This is a genomic window from Vibrio sp. R10-SF1-ISO8 (genome assembly GCF_059833805.1).
Window position 1 is genome coordinate 191,189 of the sequence record NZ_JCBDHL010000006.1, and the last position, 23,496, is coordinate 214,684.

Annotated in this window: 15 protein-coding genes; 5 read left to right on the forward strand and 10 right to left on the reverse strand. The window is 45.7% G+C overall.

Features of this window, described 5'->3' with window-relative positions; genetic code table 11:
• Positions 1–15: 15 nt before the first annotated feature.
• From AC6R00_RS02795 to hemL, 8 genes are all read right to left on the reverse strand, one after another.
• Complete coding sequence (locus AC6R00_RS02795) at positions 16–999, reverse strand: ABC transporter ATP-binding protein (protein WP_500639254.1); 984 nt, start codon at positions 997–999, stop codon at positions 16–18.
• Positions 1,000–1,001: 2 nt separating this feature from the next.
• Positions 1,002–2,027, reverse strand: a complete 1,026-nt coding sequence (locus tag AC6R00_RS02800) for an ABC transporter permease (RefSeq protein ID WP_004742645.1) — start codon at positions 2,025–2,027, stop codon at positions 1,002–1,004.
• A 2-nt stretch (positions 2,028–2,029) separates the two neighbouring features.
• Entirely contained in the window at positions 2,030–3,016 is a 987-nt protein-coding gene (locus AC6R00_RS02805; RefSeq protein ID WP_500639255.1) for an ABC transporter permease, read from the reverse strand.
• A 172-nt stretch (positions 3,017–3,188) separates the two neighbouring features.
• Positions 3,189–4,871, reverse strand: a complete 1,683-nt coding sequence (locus tag AC6R00_RS02810; protein ID WP_500639256.1) for an ABC transporter substrate-binding protein — start codon at positions 4,869–4,871, stop codon at positions 3,189–3,191.
• Positions 4,872–5,522: 651 nt separating this feature from the next.
• Positions 5,523–8,909 carry a response regulator gene (locus AC6R00_RS02815; protein ID WP_500639257.1) on the reverse strand — a complete coding sequence of 1,129 codons (3,387 nt, stop codon included), beginning with the start codon at positions 8,907–8,909 and terminating at the stop codon, positions 5,523–5,525.
• Positions 8,910–9,118: 209 nt separating this feature from the next.
• Positions 9,119–10,141: a 16S rRNA (guanine(1207)-N(2))-methyltransferase RsmC gene (gene rsmC / locus AC6R00_RS02820; RefSeq protein WP_500639258.1), complete on the reverse strand. Its 1,023-nt coding sequence runs from the start codon at positions 10,139–10,141 to the stop codon at positions 9,119–9,121.
• A gap of 94 nt (positions 10,142–10,235) precedes the next feature.
• Entirely contained in the window at positions 10,236–11,321 is a 1,086-nt protein-coding gene (locus tag AC6R00_RS02825) for an AI-2E family transporter (RefSeq protein WP_500639259.1), read from the reverse strand.
• A 264-nt stretch (positions 11,322–11,585) separates the two neighbouring features.
• The gene (gene hemL / locus AC6R00_RS02830; RefSeq protein WP_239850694.1) at positions 11,586–12,878 is read right to left on the reverse strand and encodes a glutamate-1-semialdehyde 2,1-aminomutase; all 1,293 of its coding nucleotides are present in this window, start codon (positions 12,876–12,878) and stop codon (positions 11,586–11,588) included.
• Positions 12,879–13,129: 251 nt separating this feature from the next.
• Between hemL and erpA the strand changes: the two genes are divergently transcribed.
• From erpA to AC6R00_RS02845, 3 genes are all read left to right on the forward strand, one after another.
• A complete protein-coding gene (gene erpA, locus AC6R00_RS02835) occupies positions 13,130–13,471 on the forward strand; it encodes an iron-sulfur cluster insertion protein ErpA (protein ID WP_004742653.1) in 342 nt (113 codons plus the stop codon).
• A 252-nt stretch (positions 13,472–13,723) separates the two neighbouring features.
• Entirely contained in the window at positions 13,724–14,806 is a 1,083-nt protein-coding gene (locus AC6R00_RS02840; RefSeq protein WP_494505546.1) for an efflux RND transporter periplasmic adaptor subunit, read from the forward strand.
• An 11-nt stretch (positions 14,807–14,817) separates the two neighbouring features.
• Complete coding sequence (locus AC6R00_RS02845) at positions 14,818–17,934, forward strand: efflux RND transporter permease subunit (RefSeq protein WP_500639260.1); 3,117 nt, start codon at positions 14,818–14,820, stop codon at positions 17,932–17,934.
• Positions 17,935–18,144: 210 nt separating this feature from the next.
• Here AC6R00_RS02845 and shyC read toward each other — a convergent pair whose 3' ends face one another.
• The gene (gene shyC / locus AC6R00_RS02850; RefSeq protein ID WP_500639261.1) at positions 18,145–19,431 is read right to left on the reverse strand and encodes a peptidoglycan DD-endopeptidase ShyC; all 1,287 of its coding nucleotides are present in this window, start codon (positions 19,429–19,431) and stop codon (positions 18,145–18,147) included.
• Between the two features lie 129 nt (positions 19,432–19,560).
• On the opposite strand from shyC, the gene tyrS reads away from it, so the two are divergent.
• Both tyrS and AC6R00_RS02860 read left to right on the forward strand, forming a co-directional pair.
• Positions 19,561–20,748, forward strand: a complete 1,188-nt coding sequence (gene tyrS, locus AC6R00_RS02855; protein WP_171801107.1) for a tyrosine--tRNA ligase — start codon at positions 19,561–19,563, stop codon at positions 20,746–20,748.
• Positions 20,749–21,170: 422 nt separating this feature from the next.
• Positions 21,171–22,016, forward strand: coding sequence for a magnesium transporter (locus AC6R00_RS02860; RefSeq protein ID WP_500639306.1), 846 nt, complete (start codon positions 21,171–21,173; stop codon positions 22,014–22,016).
• Here AC6R00_RS02860 and dacB read toward each other — a convergent pair.
• Complete coding sequence (dacB, locus tag AC6R00_RS02865; protein ID WP_500639262.1) at positions 21,995–23,425, reverse strand: serine-type D-Ala-D-Ala carboxypeptidase; 1,431 nt, start codon at positions 23,423–23,425, stop codon at positions 21,995–21,997. The two genes, AC6R00_RS02860 and dacB, sit on opposite strands and share 22 nt — an antisense overlap.
• Between the last annotated feature and the right edge of the window lie 71 nt (positions 23,426–23,496).

Consider the following 23,496-nt stretch of genomic DNA (forward strand, 5'->3'; position numbering starts at 1 on the left):
TTTCTCAATGGCTCGCTAGAGTTTGCTTTGAGCTATCGGGTCACCATAAAGGTGGCAATTTGAGAAACGATTAGGCTCGATTTGTCGTAGTTGAGTTGGTACGCGAGTACATGCCTCGTGAACGCGGTCACAGCGTGCTTGGAAACGACAACCTTGTGGAATTTCCAGCAGGTTGAGAGGGTTTCCCGGAATACCAGTCAGCTTTGTTTTTGGCCCAGTTAATGGAGGGAAAGAACTACCTAACCCCTTGGTATAAGGGTGGTAAGGGCTTTCTAGAATCTGTTTCGAAGGCGCAACTTCAATTAACTCACCTGAGTACATGATGCCGATACGGTCAGAGAACTCGACCATCAAAGAGATATCATGGGTAATGAATAGGATTGAGAAGCCAAACTCTTCTTTCAGCGCATAGATCTTTTGCAGAATCTCACGTTGAACTACTACATCCAGTGCTGTGGTTGGCTCATCCATGATGATCATCTTCGGATTGAGCGCGAGAGCGATCGCAATCACCAAGCGTTGACGCATGCCACCCGAGAACTGGTGCGGGTAGTCAGTGAGTCGGCTAGGGTGAATATCGACAATCTCTAACAGACCTTCAGCGCGTTTACGAGCTTGCTCACGAGTCATGTTGGTGTGACGCATAATGACGTCACAAAACTGTTCTTCCATGGTCAGTACTGGGTTCAAAGCATTCATTGCGCTTTGGAACACCATTGACATCTCGCTCCAACGGAACGACTGCATACGCTCGTCACTGTACTTAAGGATATCTTCACCATTGAAGATAACCTCACCACCGGTAATGAATGCAGGCGGCTTATGCAGGCGCATTAGCGAGAAGGCAACGGTTGATTTACCACAACCAGACTCGCCTGCTAGGCCAAACACTTCACCTGGGGCAATGTCAAAGCTGACATTGTTACAAGCACGGACGTCGCCAGCATCAGTAATATAGTCAACGCAAAGGTTGCGGATAGAAATAAGTGGGCTAGTCATAATTATTTATCTCCGCTCCAAAGTGCATTTTGAGGTGGCATTTCAGGTGTACGTTCTTTCTTGTCTTGAGCTGCAAGCTTCTTCCAACGCTTCATGCCTTTATGTGAACGTAGCTGAGGGTTGGCAATCTCATCGACTGCGAAGTTAAGCAGTGCTAGACCAGTAACCAGTACAGTAAGAGCAATACAAGGTGTTAGAACTTCCCACCATGCGCCGATTAGCATCGCAGATGATTGGTTAACGTTGTAAAGCATGATGCCCCAGCTGATGGTATTCGGGTCACCTAGACCAAGGAACGAAATGATAGATTCCATACCAATTGCGTACATCACTGAGCCAATAAAGCTCGCGCCAACGATTGGAATTAAGTTCGGCAGAATCTCAACAAAGATGATGCGGAAAGAGGACTCACCAAGCACTTCAGCGGCTTTAACAAACTCTTTTTCTCGCAAGGCAAGCGTTTGTGAGCGAATAACCCTCGCGCCCCAAGCCCAGGAGGTACAGCCGATAATGATGGCAATGGTTAGTGGTCCTGCTTCACCAATGAAGGCGGCTAAAACGAATAGCAATGGATATTGAGGGATAACCAGCATGATGTTCATCGCGGCGGTTAACACGTCATCAACACGGCCTCCGAAGTAACCTGCTGAAATACCGATGATGGTTGCAAGTAGACACACTGTGATACCCGCACCAAAGCCGACACCGAGAGAAATACGCGCACCGTGCACAAGCTGAGACCAAATATCGCGGCCCATACGGCTAGTACCAAGAACGTGATCGGCTTTTTTCGACATGATCATTGTGCGGCGATCAGTGGCTAGGTTCTGTGCAATCCAACCATCTGGGTTAGCTTTTGCTGAAGTGACGACAAAGCCTGGGTACTCATGTGGATTACCTGTTCTCTTATCTGGAGCATGCTTAGTCAGTACCGGAGCAAAAATCGCGACAAGTAAGAACACTGAGACAATGGCTAAACCGACACGAGCGTATGCGTTACCTAAGATTAACTTAAATAGTTGTTTCATAATTATTTTCCTCCCTTGCGCAGGCGAGGGTCTAGAACGACATAAGCCATATCTGCAATTAAGTTAAATGACAGCATAAACAGCGTCATAATGATTAATTGACCTTGAAGAACCTGGTAATCACGTGCGTGAATCGCGTTAAGAAGAACCGTACCAAGCCCTGGGTAGTTAAAGATGATTTCTACAATTAGCTGACCACCAATCGCCATACCGAGTGACATTGAAAGGGCAGTCACACTTGGCAGTAGCGCGTTTCGTGCTGCGTAGTTGAAAACAACACGGTTTTCGCTCAAACCCTTACCTTTCGCCATAGTGATGTAATCTTCGGCGAGTAGGTTAATCATGTTGTTACGCATGTTGATCAAGAAGCCACCGATCTGAACCACAGAAGCACAGAACAGCGGTAGGATGGCGTGGTAGGCGACGTCTTTGATGAATTCCCAGCTTGTCCATTCAGGCACTGTACCTGCTGTGTAGGCATATCCTGTTGGGAACCACTTCAAGCCGATTGCGAAAGTAAAGAGCGCTAGCATCGCGATAACAACTTGAGGGACGGCTTGAATAATGAGCATGCCAGGTGTGATGAAAGCATCGTATTTGCTGCCGCGCTTCCATGCGGCGAAGATGCCTAAGATAGAACCTAACGAGAATGAAAGGATTACGGCTGAACCTGCAAGGAACAGTGACCAACCAAATGCACCACCAAGCAGTTTGTTTACAGATAGCGGGTAGAATTGGATTGAAGTACCCAGTTCCCAGCTAAGAATATTTTTCATGTAAGCAACGTATTGAACAAACAGGCCGCCATCGACGAAACCTAGTAGCTCTTTCATTGCTGCGATACGCTCAGGCGTTACCTGAACCGATGCGTTAGCGAACATCATGGTGACCGGATCGCCCGGCATCGCACGAGGAATAATAAAGTTTAATGTCGCCGCAACTAATAGCGCGACCAAATAGAACGACAAACGTCTTAAAAAATAACCCATAACTTATACCTTACTTACCCAGATTTTCCCTGTTTCTGGCTTCAGGTCGCCCTAGCGAAAACGAAATTTAGAGCGAACAATCCCCTGACGACTAGCGCCACATAACAAACTGGTTACAGTGTGGGGGATTTTGCGGCATACGGAATGTATGCCGCATAGTTAGAACAACTACTTATTTAACTGGTTTTAGGTCCAGTACGTGTAGTAGACGCTCTGGGATACCAGCCCAAATGTTTGGACGGCCTTTTGGATTTTCTTCGTTCCACCAACCAGTAAAGCGAGTTGTGTTGTATTGGAACATGTATGCACCAGACAATACTGGAATCGTTACTTGGTCTTTAGCAATGATTTCCTGAATGCCGTGAGCGATTTCTAGCTGCTCGTTCTTATCAGCTGTTTTGTAGAAGCTGTTAAGAAGACCATCTAGTTTGTCGTTCTTGTAGTAGTGCATTGCAAAGCGAGGCATACCGTCACCAGCTTGTAGCTCAGAGTTGTAGCCACTGTTCCAGTATAGATGTGGATCTGCACCGTGGAAGTAGTTGGTGTAAGCAACGTCATACGTAGCTTCTAGCATCGCTTGGTTGTACACAGAGAAGTCTGGAGTACGAGCTTTTGCTTTAATACCTACTTCAGCAAGTTGCTCAACCGCTAGTTGAACCGTGTTGTTGAAGTCAGTCCAACCGTTAGGAGATTGAATCAGAAGTTCGAAAGACTTACCTGATGGAGTGTCTACGAAACCGTCATTGTTAACATCTTTAAAGCCAGCTTTTTCTAGCAGCTTTTTAGCGCCTTCAACGTTGTAAGTGTTGTAACCTTGGTATTTCTTATGAGTGCCTTCGTCAGACCAAGTCTTAAATGCATAACCTAGACCTGAAGCGAAGTCATTCACTGTACCGCCGCCGTAGAATGCAATGTCGATAATCGTTTGACGGTCAAGTGCCATTGAGAATGCGCGGCGGAAATCAACGTTTGTTAACGCTTCATTTTTAGCTGCGTCAGGGTGCTTAAAGTTAACAACAAATGCCTGTGTACCTGCTGGCGGGTACCAGTAGTGGTGCTTAGGACTTGCCGCTGCATAGGTACGATCGATGTCTGGAATGAATGATGAAGTCCAGTCCATTTCGCTGTTTACAACTTTACCAAGGAATTGGTCGTTGTTTGCGATCTGAGGAACTCGTAGACAGTCTACATCTAGGTTATCTGCATCCCAGTAGTTCGGGTTTTCACACTGAATGTAAAGTTGTGGAGTGAAAGTCGCGATTTCAGTAAACGGACCAGAACCTACTGGATTTTCGTTAGTGAACGTTGATGGATCTTTTACTTTACTCCATACGTGCTGAGGTACTACAGGTACTTTAACAATTTCGTAAGGAGCATTTGAGTTCGCTTCTTTGATATTGAATTTAACTTGGTAGTCGTTCAATTTCTCGACACTAGAAACCCAAGAGTTGATACCACTTTGATCAAGTTCAGGCTTCTCTTTCACTAGATTAAATGAGTAGATCACATCATCTGCGTTGAAGGTTTCGCCATCAGACCATTTCACGCCTTTACGTAGGTCAAATACAACGCTAAGTAGATCGTCTGCAATGGTGTAGTTCTCTGCAAGACGGAATACAGGTGTATTACCATGCATCTCGTTGAAAACAACAAGTGGCTCGTATAGGAAATCTGTCGTTGTGTGTAAGTTCGTTGCACCTAGGTATGGGTTAAAGTTACGTACGAAAGTGGTGAACTCTTTAGGGTGGATAGTTAATTCACTGCGTTCAGCTGCAGCGGCTACTGAAGTAAAACCAGTTGCTGCTGTTGCGATAATTGCTGTTGCTAGTGCTGTTTTTTTAATGTTGGCAAGCATAGCTGTTCCTTACTATTTGCTTTCATTTCACTAATGGATGGAATGTCATCAATTGAATAACACTCACTAAGGCCTACCTCTGTAGGTAACTTTTCGCCGGAGGAGGCGAGTTGTCTAGAGTGGCCTGTAGGCCTTAGGCACAGTAAGAAAACACCTTAACGTCAATTTTCGCAATTGCTATTCCCGTCAAAATCGTCAAAACCCCTAATTATGACGTCAATAATGTTAAAAAAGCGTGGTGGGAGCGATTTTGGGGCAAATAATTGAGTTTGAGGTGAGTCGCATTAAGTTACCTATTGAACTTACCTTGTTAGTGCTTACTTACTCTTTGGGTGTTTAAAAGTAAAAGGTATTCTTCTATTTATATATCTTGAGATCTTAGTCACGTGTGCCTTAAAGCGTTAATTTCTTCCACCAAATAAAAACTGCCGTCTTGTTGTGATTGGCTTCGCAATATGAGCTTTATTTGTTCAATAGAGAGAATAATAAGCCTGTTTCGGTAAAATTGAGCAAGTGATAAAGCTTGAAAATAACACCTTGTTAGAGTTGTTTTACGCAGCGTATTAACGTTATCAGAAGGTGCTGAAGTCATTGTAGTTAGGTAATAAAAAAGCCTGCACAAGCAGGCTTTGGTTGGTTTGTCGCTACACGTTAACTAGTGAGTAAATGCTGCAATTTATCGCGTAATCCTTCTATATGGGTTCTCTCTGGGCTTTGTTCATTGCAGTGTTCGAGAATGTAATCGAGAGAGCTTAATACGGTTCTCCAGCGTGGTGTTTTCGGCAGGGTTTCTGGCCGGAGGTATTTGTCCAAGGTACGGGTTTGCAGCGTACTCCGGTCGAGATAAACTCGCCACAAACCACTTTGTTCAGCAAAAGCAAACTTAGTTTGGCCGGTTACCGACTCCCAATAAATAAGCGCGCTGGTCATCGCTTCTACCAATACTTCGCGCATCACGTCTTGTTTTGATTTGTTGTCGCTTGTTGCTCGATCGGCCAAGCGAGTAAATTCTCCGCCTAATTCTTTAAGCTCTTGCAGTTTGGCTTTATCCCCTTCAAAAGCGAAGCTAGATAACGCCTCAATAGCGGTTTCTAGGTTGTTAATACGCGCCGCATTGATACCACCACCCACGTTAAAGATGTACATAGAGCGCAGTCCAGCACCTTCAGGTAGTTTAAGGATATCCGCCGATAGGTGTTGCCTCACATCTTCTACATAGACGTCAATGGTGCCGCAGTAGTGTTCCTGTTCTACGTTGAGGAACTTAGGTGCAATGATTTCGTCGGCGCTTGAACGTTTAAGTTGTTCGGTTGAGCGTTTAAACAGTCTTGATGCTGCCTCGTTGGCGAAGCGAATCTTATTGTCTTCTCGTACACAGACAATGGCTTCAGGAGCAGTCTCAAGTTGCTCAAGTAGTCGGCCTTGTGTTTCAAGCAAACTGGCTTCTACAATCGCCCGATGTTTTAGCTCTTGTTGAAGCTGCTGATTTTCGATTCGACGCTGTTCTGCTTTACTTGCTGTGAGGTGAGCGACGATCCGAGCAGCCAGCTCCTGCTTATTAAATGGCTTGGAAAGATAGTCGTTGGCACCCGCATTAAAGCCGCGTACCCGATCATCAGTTTGGTTTAATGCAGTTAACATGATCACGGGTAGTTGCGCATGATCGTAGGTCTCGCGGAGGGATTCACACACTTGGTAACCACTCATTCCCGGCATCATGATATCCAGTAGCAGCAGCTCAGGCTTTTCCTTAGTGATGGCTTCAAGTGCCTCATGACCATCTTTCGCAGTTCGAACACGATAACCTTCCAAACGTAAGAAACTATCCAATACTCGCAGGTTTACGGGTTCGTCGTCGACAACAAGTAATAGCGGTCCGTCTGGATTTTCGGGTAAGCTTGTCGGTTCTTCTAGTTCAACCTCACCAGAGTTTGGTGCTTTAAAATGAGCTGACTCATAATGGTTTGCTTGCTCAATTTGTTCCGTGTTGGCGATTGGCAAAGTGAAGCTAAAGGTGGTTCCAACCATAGGTTGGCTGCTGACGTAAAGCGTACCTTGCATCAGTTCAATTAGCTGACGGCTAATCGACAAGCCCAACCCAGCTCCTTGACGATAACGACTCGCGTCACTGCCGGCTTGAATAAGAGGCTCAAAGATGTGGTCAAGTTGATCGGCTGGGATACCTTGCCCTGTATCGACCACTTGAACGCGAATGTTGTCATCTACCACACTAGCTGAAATAACGATTTTTCCTTCGCTGGTGTACTTAATCGCATTGCCGACTAAGTTATAGAGAACTTGCTCTAGTCGTTGCGGATCGGCACTGACCCAGACAGGTTCATCTGGAACCTGATTAATAATCCGCAGAGGTTTGGAGCCTATCAAGTGAGAAGAAAGTTCTAATACCAAGCGAGTAGAGCCTGAAAAATCAACGGCACTGGTCTCGATATCTAGATTGCCATAGCGCATTTTGTGATAGTCGAGCAGGTCATCAACCAAGGTTGCTAAACGTTGACCACTATTGATGATGATATCGAGCTGATACTTATGCTCAGAAGTGATCGGGCCATTGGCACCAGAGGCGAGTGCTTCAGCAATACCGACCATGCCATGAAGTGGTGTGCGCAGCTCATGGGAAGTGGTGGCTAAGAACTCATCCTTTAGCTTATTTGCCAATTGCAGTTCTTCGTTTTGTTTTTGGATTAGCTGTAGATTGCTTTCTAGCTCTTCATTTTGCTGTTTGATTAACAGGATCTTCTCTCTAATGGAGCGCTGCATGCGCTCGAAGCTGATCGCCAAGCGCCCGATTTCATCTTTGCGCTGGGTGTTGTTCATGTCCGCATCAAGATCGCCAGCCGATACTTTCTCTGCTGCCCAAGTCAGTTGCAGCAGCGGGGAAGTGATGAAGTTCGACAAATAATGCGAGGCCATGACAACCAAAAGAATGGCACTAAGCATGGCGAAGATAAATAGGGTTTCGAGCTGGTGGACACGGGCGAAGGCGACGCTTTCTGGCACTTCTACCACAATAGCCCAATCAATACCTTTGAACGAAATTGGACTGTAAGCGGCAATAATCGCTTCACTTTCCGTATTAGTATAAGTGCCGACATCGGTTGCGCCTGCAAGGGCTAGGTCGACCACTTGACGACTTTTATCAATATCTTCTTGTTGGTAGGCAAGGGTACGTGATTGATGATCAGAGCCAACCAACAGCGTCTTCATCGACACTAAATTACTTTTGTCGGCGACCAATTTGGTGATGGCATTGTTTGGCAACCTGAACATCGCATAACTGTGTAGGTAGCCTTGCTGGATAATAGGAGCTCCAAGCCAAGCTACGGTTTTTCCTTGTTCATTAGAGAAGTCGGAAATGATCAGAGGGGTAAAATCTTCATTGGTTTTGCGTTTATCGTTGACCAGATTACGCAGCTTAGCAAAGGTTTTACCCAGGTTATCGTCTTTGTATTTACCCGTCAGAAGGTTAGTACCAAAGTTATCATGTTTGTAGATCGAGTAGGTGACGTTGCCTTCTCTATCGACAAGCAAAATATCATCAAAGTCAGAGCGTTTTAGAAGTTCTAGATATGCCCAGTGATATCGTTTGTGGAGCAGGCGGTAGCGCTCTGTGCCGTTATAGACACTTGATTGAGGTAATATCGAGGTTTTGATTTGGTCACCAGAGCCTTGGATATAACGGCGTTGAGCGTACTCACGTGCTTGCTCCATGTCTAAGCCAAGACTGCTAAATGCGTTGACTAAACCGTAGAAACGCCCACCGCTGGCATAGGCTAACTCTGAACGGACAAAGCCCATTACCTCAGACTCCTTAGCGTATAAGTAATCGATCACTTGTTGGCGCTTACTATCTCGAACCGAGGTTAGGTGTGAGGTACTTTGCTCTTGAAGATCTTGAGTGTGGGATTGTAAGAAAAAGATCGCAATAACCGTCAGAGGGGTAATACTCAACACTAAAAATGCCAGCATTAAGGTACTCTGAAGGCGTTTAAACTTCTGTTTTCGATAAAACTTAAACATAGCCTGAGTTTAGTTTCCGTAAGAATACTGCTTATGTGGAAGAGGGCGCCCCAAATAAGCGAGACAAAACGTTATTTTCCTAAGATGACAAAATTAACGAGTTTTTTTACTTTGACAAGTAAGTTGCGATCAAAGCGTGGAGAGTGGCGCAAATTTAATGGCTACAGGTGGGATATTGCCCAATCTAAGTGAGGGATTGGGCGGTTAAATTACTTTTTCGCGTGGTAAACAGCGAATTTGTTGGTCTTATTTAGCGTCTCACAATTACCGTAAGCTTGCTCAATAATCGGTGGATACTTCAAAAAGCTATTGGCAACAATGTACAAGTGACCTTGGTTTGCGCTCTGCTTAGGACCTTCGGCAAGTAAGGTTTCTGTTGCGCTATAGCTAGTATCTAGTCCTGCGTGGAACGGCGGGTTACTAATGATAAAGTCATAATCGTTACTAGTATCAGAATAGATATCAGAGGCAAAAACTTTACCCGTTAATCCGTTGGCTTCTAAAGTTGCTTTGCTCGATGCCACTGCTAAGGCACTGATGTCGCACATTTCTAGCTCAATATCTGAATTCAATAGTGCCATCACACTACCGATAACACCGGCGCCACAACCAAAATCGAGCACCTTACCGTTTAAGTCAGGTAGCGTATCAAGCAGTAGCTTACTACCAATATCAAACTCACCATGACTGAATACCCCCGGTAAGCTCTTAATCGTCAGCGAAGTTTGCTGATATTCGACTTGATAGGTTTTAAACCAAGCTTGCTGCTCAAACGGAGCGGGAGTCTGCGTACACTGTCCCCAGTAGAAGGAGCAGCGACGTGCAGAATCGTATTTGGTAATCAAGCCATACGGCTTAAACATTTTCTCGATGCTTTTCACACCTGAACGGTTTTCCCCGACAACCACGATCTCTGTGTCTTTGCCAAGTTTTGCCATCAGCATAGCGAGCAAGTATTCCGCTTCGGCTTTTGCTTTCGGCCAGTAGAGCAGCACCATATCGGCTTGAGTCTGCTGATTAAATTCAGCACCAAAGACACTTGTTACCTGCGAGTATGCGCTCAACTGTCGATGGTAACCATAGTTAGTGGTGAAGACAGTGACAGAGTGGCAGTGTTTAGTAAGTTCGACGGGAAAAAGATCTTCAGCTTCTCCAGCGACCAAAACGTGCTTACCTTCGAAGTAGGCAAACTGTCTCTCAGCGATTTGACTTGGTGCAATATAAGCAGACATAGCAAACTCAGTATAAAAAAATGAGGGAGGATTTTCGCATAATCCTCCCTCATCTTGAAGTGATAAACTCGCTCAACAGCGCCTAACGTAAACGCTAACTGCGATCTTGTTGATCAAGGAAGCCTTGGAACTCTTCTTCATAGATATTGAACAACACCATGGTGACGGCAAAGATGATTGGGCCGTAGATCAAGCCAATTAAACCAAACAGATGTAGACCACCAAGCAGTGAGAAGAATATCATCAACGTATTCATTCCCGCGCTGCCTTGCATTAGTAGCGGACGCAGTAAGTTATCAATCGAGCCAACGATCGCGACGCTCCAAACGGTTAAGAAAATAGCCCATGTGGTATCACCGATTAAGAACAAGTAAATCGCGGCAGGAATCCAGATTAGTGCTGTTCCCACTACAGGGATAAAGGAAGCAAAGCCCATCATGGTGCCCCAGAATAAGCCAGGGAATCCAGCAAGCCACATACCAATACCACCCGCAAAGCCTTGCGCAATGGCTGTTAAGAATGAGCCCATCACGGCAGATTTAGCTACCTGTTCCACTTCATCCAGTAGCTTGTCTTCTTGGCTCCGTGACAAGGGTAAGATATGTCGAATCGCACTGATGATCTTGTCGTGGTCGCGGAGTAAGAAAAACAACACGAACAACATCAAGAAGAAATCCATTAAGAAGTTGGTCGCATCGCCTAAGATTTTTGCGCTGATACCAACAAGGTTACTGCCGAAAGAAGTTGCAAATTGCGCTACCTTTTGGGCAATTTCTTGAGGGCTGATAGTATCAAACGGTAAGTAAGTATTGACTAACGACAGTCCATTCACCACCCAAGGATGTTCGAAAATCGTTTGAATACCGCCATGGGTTACCCACTGATAGACATTTTGTGAAAAAGCCGAGCCTTGCTGAACAATGGCTGCAAACACAAACAACAGCGGAAAAACGATGATAAAGGTGAGTACTATACATGAGAGTAGGGATGCCAAGTTGGTGTGCTTTGGCATGCGTTTTTCTATCCACTCATGAATAGGAAACATCAGTAGTGAGATGATAAATGCCATGACAATTGAGTTGATGTAAGGCTCAACTAACAAAAAGCACGCAAGCCCAGCAGCAAGTAAGGCAACAATCAATACCCAATGGCTGGAAGTTAATTTGACTTTATCTGACACTTTTCTTATCCAAGATTTCGATACTGTATCAGTATAATGGCGGTAAATGTCTGAGTGTTCAACGCAAAATCAAAATGTTATTCGCGGAGTGGAAAGAGTATGGGCTGTTGTGAGAAAGAGAAATGTTGCGATAGTAAGAGCGAGCCTAAGCGTAAAATACCTTGGTTTGCTCTGATGTTGTTAGGTTTGGCGGTGTTAGTGGTCGTTAACTGGCAATAAAAAAGGCTGCACTTAGCAGCCTTCAATCAGTAATATGAGCTATGGTTATGCTTCTTCAGCAATAATTGCGAAACAACGGTCAGCCGCTTCTAGGGTCGCTTCGATCTCTTTGCTACCGTGAGCAAGTGATGTGAAGCTTGCTTCGAATGCTGATGGAGCAAGGTAAACACCGTGGTCAAGCATTAGGTGGAAGAAGCGTTTGAAGCGTTCGATATCACATTTCGTTACGTCTTCGTAGCGAGTAATGCTATCTTGGTCAGTGAAGAAGAAGCCAAACATACCGCCAACTTGGTTAACCACTAATGGGATGTTGTGGTTGTCAGCCAAAGCTTTAAAGCCTTCTGCAAGTTGCTTAGTTTTTGAAGCTAGGCGTTTTTCATTGCCTTCTTCTTTTAACAGATTCAAACATGCAAAGCCTGCAGCCATTGCTACTGGGTTACCAGAAAGTGTTCCCGCTTGGTAAACAGGACCTGTTGGGGCGATATGTTGCATGACTTCTTTACGGCCACCGAATGCGCCAACTGGCATACCACCACCAATCACTTTACCTAGAGTCGTTAGGTCTGGCTTGATGTTGTAGTAGCCTTGTGCGCCGCCTAGAGCAACGCGGAAGCCTGTCATTACTTCATCAAAGATTAACAGAGCGCCTTCTTCATCACAGATTTGACGCAGACCTTCGTGGAAACCTTCTACTGGCGGAATACAGTTCATATTACCTGCCACTGGCTCGACGATGATACAAGCGATCTCACCTTTGTTTGCTGCAAACAGTTCACGTACTGAATCTAGGTCGTTAAATGTTGCGGTTAGCGTGTGCTTAGCAAAATCAGCAGGAACGCCTGGCGAGCTAGGTTGACCTAAAGTCAGTGCTCCTGAGCCAGCTTTAACCAATAGGCTGTCTGCATGACCGTGGTAGCAGCCTTCAAACTTCATAATCTTGTCACGGCCAGTGTAGCCACGTGCTAGGCGAATCGCACTCATTGTCGCTTCTGTACCTGAACTTACCATGCGCACTTGCTCCATTGATGGAACAAGTTCTGACACAAGCTCAGCCATAGCAATTTCCATTTCAGTCGGAGCGCCAAAGCTTAGACCACGCTGTGCTGCATCAATAACAGCTTCACGGATGACTGCGTGGTTATGACCAAGAATCATTGGCCCCCAAGAGCCTACGTAGTCGATGTAAGCTTTACCATCAGCATCAAAAATCAATGGGCCGTCGGCACGTTCTACGAAGATTGGCGCGCCACCAACGCCGTTAAAAGCACGTACTGGAGAGTTTACGCCGCCAGGAATGGTTTGCTGTGCTTTTTGAAATAGATCAGCTGATTTGGTCATGGGATATCCTCTTTTGATTGCTCGGACCAATTTGGCTCGCATTGTACCCGCCCTGCTTGATTCAATAAAACGCTTTGCGCCACATTCTGAATACTTTGACAGCAAATAAACCTCAAATAGTGTAAAAATTGGCTTGAAAAGTGGTGAATACTTGAACGCTTCACTCAGGTATTAGATAATCACTGCAATATTAAAAGATAAGTTCCAGATGGTGAGTGCAGTCTGGATGCAGAAGACTGAGAGAGGTCATCGTGAGCGAAGTAAATATCCCATTAACATTTTCAGATGCAGCGGCTCAGCGAGTAGGTGCTTTAATTGCTGAAGAAGAGAATCCAAACCTAAAGCTACGTGTTTACATCACGGGCGGCGGTTGTAGCGGCTTCCAATACGGATTTACGTTTGACGAAAGTGTCAATGAAGGTGATACCACGATAGTAAACAGTGGCGTTACCTTGGTGGTTGACCCTATGAGCCTCCAGTACCTAGTGGGTGGACAAGTCGACTACACAGAAGGCCTTGAAGGCTCGCGCTTCTTCGTTAACAACCCGAATGCAACCACGACCTGTGGATGTGGCGCATCTTTTAGTGTTTAACCACTGACTGTTTTTGTCAAAGGCTGCATTGATTGCAGCCTTTGTTTTATCTGCCTCTCAGATTCCAGAAACTGAGACCTACTCTAAAATACTGTCCAACTGTATTTTATTTTTGTTTGGTTAATTTATATCCTGAATAATACTTCTCACGAATGAATCTCGTGAGCCCCTATATCTAAGGCTTACTTAGTCACCGTTACCTAGGTTGTTACGGTTGAATTAGGATGCGATATAGAATTACTAAGGATAGTTATGGCTAGTATCTCTCCGTTGCGTTTTATCGCGACCAGACCTTATCTTGTATCTCTTTTTTTAGTCACCGTACTTACGCTCTGGCTTGGCGTTGGTATGTTGAATGCCGAAGACTCGACACCACAACATAACGAGTTGGAGATCCCTTTAGCTAAAGTCGCTTTCACTTCGTTTGTCGCCAACCCTACCCATAAAAGCATCGATCTCTATGGACGGACCGCTCCCAATAAGCAAGCAAAACTAGGCGCTGAGATTGCAGGTAAAATTACTCAGCTTAAAGTTTCCAAAGGGGACAGTGTTAAACAAGGGCAAGTGATTGCGCTGATCGATAAAGGCGATCTTGAGATTCAGCTTGAGCGCGCACAAGCCATGCTTAAGGTGAAAGAGAAAGAGTTTAAAGCGGCCAAGTCACTGCAAAGTAAAGGCTTACAAGGTGAGGTAGCCTTCACCAATGCTCAGGCGGGATTGGTTGAAGCTAAAGCTATGGTAAGCAATGCCAAAATTGCTTTGCGTAACACCTCGGTGACCGCGCCTTTTGCTGGATTTGTTGATCATCTGTTTATTGAAAAAGGGGATTTTGTCGGTGTTGGCGATCCCGTCGCAAGCTTGCTTGATTTGAGTATGATTGTGATTGAAGCCGATGTCAGCGAGCGACATATTCAGGATCTGGTTTTAGGCCAACAAGCGCAAGTTCGCTTTATTAATGGCCAACAGGCACAAGGCAAAGTTCGCTATATTTCGCGCGTTTCGTCTGACTCGACCAACACCTTTCCGATAGAAATCGAACTGCCCAATCCTAAGCAGAGAATCCCTGCTGGTATCAGTACTGAAGTGACACTGAACTTGCAAGATCAACTTGCTATCAAGGTGACGCCAGCCATGCTAGCTTTAGATGAAGCAGGTAATCTAGGGGTTAAAACTCTAGTCGCAGATCGTATTAAGTTTGTTCCTATCAACCTAGTTAAAGCTGAACAAGATGGAGTGTGGTTAACAGGATTGGGCGAGAGTGTTGATATCGTCACTACCGGGCAGGGCTTCGTTCGCGATGGCGATCAAGTCATCGCTGTAGAACAGCAAGATTAGGAGGCGCGATTATGTTTGCATTGATTGATGCTGCGCTTTCTCGCACACGCACCATGATGGTGTTGTTGGTGTTTATTCTTCTTGCTGGCGCTGCGACTTACGTGACGATTCCCAAAGAATCGAGTCCAGATATTACCATCCCTATTATTTATGTATCGGTTGGGCACCAAGGTATTTCGCCATCAGATGCAGAAAGACTGCTAGTACGTCCAATCGAGCAAGAGCTAAGATCGATTGAAGGGGTCAAAGAGATGACCTCTACTGCATCTGAGGGGCATGCCTCTGTGATGCTGGAATTTAGCGTCGGCGTGGATCTGAATAAAGCGATGGCAGATGTACGTGAAGCCGTTGATCTCGCCAAGCCTAAGCTGCCTAGTGATAGTGATGAACCCACAGTTAATGAAGTGACTTTGGCGTCAGAAGAGCCGGCGTTATCTATCGTGCTTTATGGTACGGTGCCAGAACGCACTATTGTTCAGATTGCGCGCCAACTAAGAGATAAGCTTGAGAGCTATCGTCAGATCCTTGAGGTGGATATTGCTGGTGATCGTGAAGATATTGTCGAGATCGTGGTTGATCCGCTTTTAATGGAAAGCTACGGGCTCGATCAAGCAGACATCTACAATCTGATTGCCTTGAACAACAAAGTGGTTGCGGCAGGCTTTGTTGATACCGGTTATGGGCGTTTCTCGGTGAAAGTGCCATCGGTGTTTGATTCCTTAAAGGATGTACTTGAACTACCTGTCAAGGTCGACGGTAAGCAAGTGATCACTTTTGGTGATGTCGCGACCGTACGTCGAGCTTTCCGAGATCCAGAGAGCTACGCCAGACTCGATGGTAAATCAGCAGTAGTGCTTGATGTGAAAAAGCGTGCGGGTGAGAACATCATCGAAACCGTTGCGTTAATAAAAGCGGTTTTGGAACAGGCGCAAAAACGCCCTGACTGGCCGAATAATCTGTTAGTTAAGTACACTTGGGATCAATCCAAAGACGTTAAGATGATGCTTAACGATCTACAAAATAACATCCTGTCGGCGATCATTTTGGTTGTTATCGTCATCATCGCGATATTAGGTGTTCGAACCGCTTTCTTGGTTGGCGTGTCGATACCTGGCTCTTTCCTGACCGGGCTGTTAGTGCTGTCCGTATTTGGTTTAACGGTCAATATCGTGGTGTTGTTTTCGCTGATCATGGCCGTGGGTATGCTGGTGGACGGCGCCATTGTGGTGACTGAGTTTGCCGACAGGCGCATGCAAGAGGGGACGCCACGTCGTGAGGCGTATCGAGATGCGGCGAAACGTATGGCGTGGCCAATTACTGCGTCAACGGCGACGACTTTAGCGGCGTTTGCCCCACTGCTTTTCTGGCCTGATGTGACTGGTGAGTTTATGAAGTACTTGCCGCTTACATTGATCGCAACTTTAACTGCATCACTGGCAATGGCGTTATTGCTCGTTCCTGTACTAGGGAGCTTAATTGGTCGTCCGCAACACGTAACTAAAGCGCAGCGTGAAAAAATGGTCGCCTTGCATGACGGTGATTTCTCTAAAGCGACCGGTATTACTAAGCTCTATTTTCATACCTTAGATATCGCGATTCGCCATCCGCTTAAGATTTTGTTGAGTGCAATTCTGTTAGCCATTGCGGTGGGATTCACCTACGCCAAAGCGGGCTTGGGCGCTGAGTTCTTCCCTGAAGTCGATCCCCCTTTCTTTACCGTTAAAGTACGCTCTTATGGTGATCTTTCCCTTGATGAGAAAGACGTCATCATGCGTGACATTGAGGCGGTGATGCTTGGGCATGATGAGTTTGAAAGTGTCTACACCAAAACAGGTGGCGACGACGAAATCGGGCAAATCCAAATTACGCCTGTGGATTGGCAATATCGCCGTAAAGTCAAACAGATCATCGAAGAGCTCAAGCAGCAAACGGATCAATATGCAGGGGTGGAAATTGAGTACAAGTTCCCGGATGCAGGCCCACCCGTTGAGCATGATCTAGTGATTGAAATGTCTGCGCGGATTCCTGATCAACTCGATGGCGCAGCAAAACTGGTGAGGCAATGGGCAGATAATTACCCTGCGTTTACTAACCTGAGTGATACCTCAAGCAAAGAGGGCATCGACTGGCAAATCGATATTCGTCGTGATGATGCCTCGCGCTTTGCTGCGGACGCCACGTTAGTTGGTAATACGGTTCAGTTTGTCACTAACGGCTTAAAAATTGGTGACTATCTACCCGATGACGCCACTGAAGAAGTCGATATTTTGGTGCGTTATCCGGAAGAGAAACGCGATATTGGTCGCTTTGATCAATTGCGAGTCAAAACAGCCGCAGGTCTTGTGCCGATTACTAATTTTGCCAATATCGTTCCTGAGCATAAGCAAGATACGATTCGCCGTATCGACGGACATCGCGTGATCAACATTATGGCCGATATGAAAGAGGGCTATAACCTCGCATTGGAGTTGCCAAAGATCAATGAGGCGGTTTCCGGGCTCGATCTTCCTTCGAGTGTTGAGTTTAAGATTCGAGGTCAGAATGAAGAGCAAGAAAACTCTTCTGCTTTCCTACAAAACGCTTTCTTGGTTGCCTTGGTTGTGATGGCGCTGATCTTGATTACTCAGTTCAACAGTTTCTATCAGGCATTTCTGATTCTAAGTGCTGTGCTGTTTTCAACTGTGGGGGTATTTGTCGGCTTACTCGTATTCCAAAAACCGTTTGGCATCATCATGTCAGGTATTGGTGTTATTGCCCTCGCTGGGATCGTGGTTAACAACAATATCGTGTTAATTGATACCTACAATCAGCTGCTTAAGCGCGGCCTCGATAAACGTGAAGCAATATTACGTACGGGTGTGCAGCGTTTAAGACCTGTGTTATTAACCACGGTGACGACCATACTTGGTTTGCTGCCTATGGTGCTTGAAATGAACATCGATCTCATCAATCAGAAGATCGAGTTTGGCGCGCCAAGCACCCAGTGGTGGTCGCAATTGGCGACAGCGGTAGCGGGTGGATTAGCCTTTGCTACTGTGTTGACCTTAGTACTGACACCTTGTCTGCTGATGCTCGGTAGAGTACATAAAGTAGAAGAGCAGGCCAACCAAGTCATCGAAGCAGAGTAGAAACACCAGCAAAAAACAAAGACCCGCATGATGCGGGTCTTTGTTTTGATACCAAGCAGAATAAATATTTGGTCATTATTGCTGGTTAAAATCGCTGATAGCTGTGTTATAGATTTTGTAGGTAGAATAACTAGCTAGCTGCAATCTATGCCTTGCTCTAAGCGATTTTTCCTGCGCAATTATCTGATCATCTATTTATCCCAATTGGTATTACGGAGTCGCGAGCAACTCTCCGTAACGCTCTAACTTCTCTAGCCTTAATTTTGCGTTGGCAATATACGTGGTTTTCGCTTTGCCTGTCAGCGACTTAGATTGCGGTAGCTTAACCGTTCTTGGGTTTTTATGTACCCCGTTTACTAAGAACTCATAGTGTAGATGAGGGCCAGTGACGCGTCCTGTTCCTCCTAGCGTACCTATCGTTTGTCCTTGTTTTACTCGTTGCCCTGTTTTGACTTTACGGCGCTGCAAGTGGAGGTACTTAGTAATATAGGTATTGCTGTGTTTGATAAACACATAGTTACCATTGAACTGGTTATAGCTTGATTTTATAACCGTACCGTCACCAGCAGCCCATATTGGTGTTCCAACTGGCGCAGCATAGTCAGTGCCGCGGTGTGCACGGACTTTTCCAGTTACTGGGTGGCGACGGGTTGGATTAAAGTTTGAGCTAACACGACGAAAATCGAGCGGAGAGCGCAAGAAGGCTTTCTTCATTGCACGACCATTTTCGTCGTAATAATTGCCAGTTTTGTCGTCGAGAATTGCTTTAAAGGTATCACCTTGGTTTTTGAAGGTAGCGGCGATGATCTTGCCTCGGCCGACAACTTCACCTTCAACGACTTTCTCTTGATAAAGAATCTTAAAGTTATCTCCGCCACGAATATCTAAAGCAAAGTCGATATCCCAACCAAAGATGCCCGCAAGCTCCATGATCTGGTTTGGTGTTAGACCAGCATTGACGCCCGCGTTCCAGAAATTTGAGGTGATATCAGCCTCAGCATAGTTGTACTGATAGTGAACCTGCTTCTTATCAATCGTTGAGGTGTATCCACTCTCAGATTTGGTGACGAGAAAGGTCTCGTAAGGGCTAATGACGCGTTTTAGCTGAATCAGTTGGTTGTCAGCATCGAAGCCTAATTGAAATGAATCCCCCGGTCGAACTCGGGTTAACTGCCTTTCAATATCTTTATTGGTTGAAGTCAGTTGATACAGCAGGCGAGAAGAAAGACCTGCACGCTGAAAAAGGAGCGCCATACTGTCACCAGAGCCTATGGTATGTTTTTCCCATCGCAGCACTGCAAGTTTTGGTGCTGACTCTTGTAAAGCGAGCTGCTCAAGATCAATGGCTAGCGGGTAGGCTTTACCTACTTGATAATTGCTCTCCTCTTGACGGAGATCTTTCGGCGCTGGCAGAAACAAAGCAATGACGATAAAAGCGCTAAATAAGGCGATAAGGGCTCGGTGAATCCATGGCAATCGAGCGAAAAGAGACAACATCTTATGTCCGTTCTAAAAAATTCAGTAAAAAAGCTCAGCTGTTTAGTCTAACTGGTTTCAAAAAGCATCGCTATTCAAGTAAGATGACCAACTAACAAATTTTTGCCAAATCTGTGGGAGTGAACAAGAATGGCGAGCATTGAAGCTGCACTAGCCGAGATTAAGCGCGGTGTTGAAGAACTGATTCCAGAAGAAGAACTGATTGCTAAGTTGAAAGAGGGTCGTCCTCTTCGTATTAAGTTAGGTGCCGATCCAACTGCGCCAGATATTCACCTTGGTCATACAGTGATTTTCAACAAGCTGCGTGCATTTCAGGAGCTAGGCCACGACGTTACCTTCCTTATCGGTGATTTTACTGCCATGGTTGGTGACCCTACGGGTAAGAACAACACTCGTCCGCCACTAAGTCGTGAAGATGTACTGCGCAACGCTGAAACCTACAAAGAGCAGGTATTTAAGATTCTAGATCCAGCTAAGACGAAAATTCAGTTTAACTCTGAGTGGTTGTCTGAGCTGGGTGCTGAAGGCATGATTCGCCTTGCTGCTAACCAAACCGTGGCACGTATGCTAGAGCGTGATGACTTTAAAAAGCGTTATGCTGGTGGCCAGCCTATCGCTATTCATGAGTTCATGTACCCACTGTTACAAGGTTATGATTCAGTCGCAATGGAAACTGACGTTGAGTTAGGTGGTACTGACCAGAAGTTCAACCTACTGATGGGACGCGAACTGCAAAAATCGAACGGTCAGAAGCCACAGGTTGTACTAATGATGCCACTTCTTGTTGGTCTAGACGGCGAGAAGAAGATGTCTAAGTCGGCCAACAACTACATTGGTATCAGTGAAGCGCCAAGCGAAATGTTTGGTAAGATCATGTCGATCTCTGATGACCTAATGTGGAACTACTACGACTTGCTTTCATTCCGTCCACTTGACGAAGTTGCTCAACTAAAAGCAGATGTAGAAGCGGGTCAAAACCCACGTGATGTAAAAGTGGCTCTAGCGAAAGAGATCATTGCACGTTTCCACTCTCAGGCAGATGCTGACGCAGCGGAGCAAGAGTTTGTAAACCGTTTTGCTAAGAACCAGATCCCTGATGAAATGCCAGAATTTGCTTTTGATGCAGGCCTACCGGTAAGCAATATTCTTAAAGAAGCGGGTCTATGTGCCTCTACTTCTGAAGCAATGCGTATGGTTAAGCAAGGTGCAGCTAAGATTGATGGCGAGAAAGTAGCAGACTCTAAGTTTGCTCCTGAAGCAGGGACTTACGTATTCCAGGTTGGTAAGCGTAAGTTTGCTCGTATCACGATCAAATAGTTGCAAGCCATTACCAAATATCGATTTGATAACAGCGCCTTTCGAGGCGCTTTTTTTATACCTCTAGGTACAGGTTAAATATCTAACTTTTTTGCAAATTGGGGCTGTTTTAGTGGATAACTTTTGGTATTATCCTCGCGCTGCCAAAACGGCAGTTTTTTCGGAGACTTTTATGAACAATATCGACCATCCTCCTAGTATGAAAGGGGAAAAATAGTCCGCTTCGGTATTGTCGTCTCACGCCTCTGCCATTGCGGTAGAGTGCTTCTCATCTCTTTGTGAATCCTCACGTTTTTCTCCTCTAAATTCTAGAACCCAATACAGCTTTTCTGTGCACTGGTGTACGGATAGACGTGTCTATTTTTGATTCAACATCAGCTGTATTTGATGGTCGTTACCTATTGCCAATCGGGAGATTCGCCATGACGGTAATGAGCAATACTTACATTGAAAACCCCCCGCACTTTTCTCAAGAGGAGATCGGCGCCGCTCGCAATGCGTTTTTGCAATACGAGCAAGCCCAGCAGGTTCATTTACTTACGGTTATGCCAGTAGAAGAAGCTGTCGGGATTTTACACCACTGTTCAGTGGGTTATGTCCAGCAATTGATATCGGCGTTAGAGCTCGAAGGACATGAAAAGTTGGCACGTCATTATGCGCACCAGCTTGGTTTTATTCATTCGGAAGTTGAGCCTTCGAATGGCTACCTAGAGACACCGGTTATTGAGCATGTAAAGCAACGTATCGGTTGGATCATTGCCCTTGCGTTACTAGGCATAGTTTCAGGTCTAATTATTGCCCAATATGAAGATACCTTGAGCCAGTTGGTGCTACTGGCGATCTATATGCCTGTGATAGCAGCGGCTGGTGGTAACACAGGTACTCAAGCGGCGACCTTGGTGATACGAGCTTTGGCGACGGGTGAGTTACGTAAACGCCAGTGGTTAGAAGTGTTTTGGAAAGAGAGTCGAGTGGCAATTTGCTTAGCTTTTGCCATTGCTTTAGTGATTATTGGACGCATCTTACTCTTTAGTGATAGCAGCAGTACTGGTGGCTTTGAGCTAAACACCATCGCCCTTGCAATCGCGGTTGCGCTGTTTATTCAGGTGACGATGTCGACCACGCTAGGTGGTTTGCTACCTATCCTAGCGCGTGCATTTAAACTTGATCCTGCTGTGTTGGTTAGCCCAGTTTTAGCGTCTATTGTCGATATCTCAGGAATGTGGATCTATTTCACTGTGGTGAACTACTTCTTAGGTATTGCCTGACTGAACTGGACAATATCTTTGTAGAACAAGGTTTCAAACTTGGTGATTGGGGCGATGGTAGGTTTATCATCGCCCTTTGTTTTTGCTGGGTGGTAGTCAGTCACAAACTGAACAAACAGTGTACTTGGCTGACCAGATTTATCTAACCCATAGCCCGCCATATTATAGCTGCCATACACTGAACCACTTTTGGCAATCAGCTCACCTTTAACTGGCGCTTTACGCATGCTGCGACGATATTTCAATGTTCCATTGGTGCCTGAGGTTGGCATTAAAGCGATCAAGCCAAGTTCACTGTCGTGCTGCCAAATATAGCGCAGCACTGCAGCCATGTTTTGGCTGGTAAAGCGGTTATTGCGCGATAATCCAGAACCGTCTGCTAATGGGGTGTGCTCGATATCAATGCCAGTTTGGGCAAACAAAATCTGCTTAATTGCCTTGGTACCGTTAGCAAAACTACCTGGCTGAATAAAGAACTTAGCGCCCAAGGTTTTGGTTAGGTTGTCAGCAATAAGGTTATCCGACTTTCTGAGCATGGTTTCAAGCAGCTTAGGCAGTGTTTGTGAGTGATGAGTAGCAATGACTTTACCTTGCTGCTCAGGAGCGCCAAGCCGAATACTACCCACTAGTTCGATATTAAGCTGAGCAAGCAGGGTATTGACAATTCTCTGGGTATACAGCGCCGGGTCTTGCACTGCAAATTTTAGCGGCAGTGGCTTGCTACGACTCTGCAAGCACCCTTGGAGTCGATAGTGGTTGTCTGGGGAAGAAAGTAACTCTAAATCGCACTGTGAGCTCTCTTGTTCGATTTTAGACACTGAACTTGCCACTGTCGTGACATAAATAGGTTGATGTTTAGGCACATAGACGCGAGTTTTACCATCTTCCTGAGTATAAATAGAGGCTTGAACACAGTTACCATCAAGCGAAATGGCGCTGGCTGGCGCGCTATAACAAACGCCGAGAATATCCCACGGCCAACCGACTGCACGGTCATAACCGGTGAATACGCTGTTATCTAACCAGAGGTCGCCGTTGATTTTTTTTGTGCCACTATTACGCAACTGACTCAGAAGCTGCTTTAAATCTTGAGTCGTTAAAGTAGGATCGCCACTAAAACGCAGTACCACATCGCTGCCACTCTTCTCAATGCTAGTTGCAAACTGAAACTCATCGCCGAGCTCTAATTTGGCTGCGAGTGCAGTAACAATTTTTAATGTACTAGCCGGTGGGAAGAACTGACGTTGGTTATCGGTTTGCTGGATTTGATTTTGGCTTTGAAGAGATTCGACTTTAATTGCTGCGCGGCTACCTAAAGGCAGTTCATTGAGTGGCGCATAGGCCGAGGCAGATACGCTGATGAGAGAGAGTAGGCAAGCAGAGGTAAAGCGATCAACAAAGCGCAGCATAAGAATTCACGGTTAGCGGTTTAAGAGGGTCAGTATAGCGGGTAAAAAAAACGCCTGCTATAGAGCAGGCG

What these genes read in the sequence shown, in the direction of transcription:
- shyC (WP_500639261.1), bottom strand. Translation starts at nt 19,431, where the DNA reads ATGTTGTCTCTTTTCGCTCGATTGCCATGGATTCACCGAGCCCTTATC.
- AC6R00_RS02810 (WP_500639256.1), bottom strand. Translation starts at nt 4,871, where the DNA reads ATGCTTGCCAACATTAAAAAAACAGCACTAGCAACAGCAATTATCGCA.
- AC6R00_RS02805 (WP_500639255.1), bottom strand. Translation starts at nt 3,016, where the DNA reads ATGGGTTATTTTTTAAGACGTTTGTCGTTCTATTTGGTCGCGCTATTA.
- AC6R00_RS02815 (WP_500639257.1), bottom strand. Translation starts at nt 8,909, where the DNA reads ATGTTTAAGTTTTATCGAAAACAGAAGTTTAAACGCCTTCAGAGTACC.
- rsmC (WP_500639258.1), bottom strand. Translation starts at nt 10,141, where the DNA reads ATGTCTGCTTATATTGCACCAAGTCAAATCGCTGAGAGACAGTTTGCC.
- tyrS (WP_171801107.1), top strand. Translation starts at nt 19,561, where the DNA reads ATGGCGAGCATTGAAGCTGCACTAGCCGAGATTAAGCGCGGTGTTGAA.
- AC6R00_RS02840 (WP_494505546.1), top strand. Translation starts at nt 13,724, where the DNA reads ATGGCTAGTATCTCTCCGTTGCGTTTTATCGCGACCAGACCTTATCTT.
- AC6R00_RS02800 (WP_004742645.1), bottom strand. Translation starts at nt 2,027, where the DNA reads ATGAAACAACTATTTAAGTTAATCTTAGGTAACGCATACGCTCGTGTC.
- AC6R00_RS02860 (WP_500639306.1), top strand. Translation starts at nt 21,171, where the DNA reads ATGACGGTAATGAGCAATACTTACATTGAAAACCCCCCGCACTTTTCT.
- dacB (WP_500639262.1), bottom strand. Translation starts at nt 23,425, where the DNA reads ATGCTGCGCTTTGTTGATCGCTTTACCTCTGCTTGCCTACTCTCTCTC.
- AC6R00_RS02795 (WP_500639254.1), bottom strand. Translation starts at nt 999, where the DNA reads ATGACTAGCCCACTTATTTCTATCCGCAACCTTTGCGTTGACTATATT.
- hemL (WP_239850694.1), bottom strand. Translation starts at nt 12,878, where the DNA reads ATGACCAAATCAGCTGATCTATTTCAAAAAGCACAGCAAACCATTCCT.
- AC6R00_RS02845 (WP_500639260.1), top strand. Translation starts at nt 14,818, where the DNA reads ATGTTTGCATTGATTGATGCTGCGCTTTCTCGCACACGCACCATGATG.